1 protein-coding gene is annotated in these 286 nt (G+C 55.9%); it reads right to left on the minus strand.

The window, feature by feature from the left end; all coding sequences use genetic code 11:
* Positions 1-84: 84 nt before the first annotated feature.
* Positions 85-286 (minus strand): hypothetical protein (locus ACQRCJ_RS12540; RefSeq protein WP_427799956.1); only part of this gene is annotated, 202 nt, incomplete at its 5' end.

Consider the following 286-nt stretch of genomic DNA (forward strand, 5'->3'; position numbering starts at 1 on the left):
GGGCATGGGGATATCCTCCTGTCTGGTTGTAACGGGCAAGAAATTCTTCTGTTTCTTTGTTGCTTCTCTTCTACTTCGTCTTTTCTACTTCTTTTCGTTTTTGGCGCCCTTGTCGTTCTTGCCGGTCTTTTCTTCCTTGCCGGCCTTTTCGTCGGGGCCGTCGGCATGGGTACGGATGCTGACCTTGGGCAGCTCGGCGAACTGCACACTGCCGGCGTCCATGCGGCTGATGATCTCGGCGGTGATGTCCATGGACGCAGGAGCGGAAAGGACGTTCTGGCGGGCA

It is taken from the genome of Desulfovibrio sp. SGI.102 (assembly GCF_050314315.1).
Classification (GTDB): domain Bacteria; phylum Desulfobacterota; class Desulfovibrionia; order Desulfovibrionales; family Desulfovibrionaceae; genus Desulfovibrio.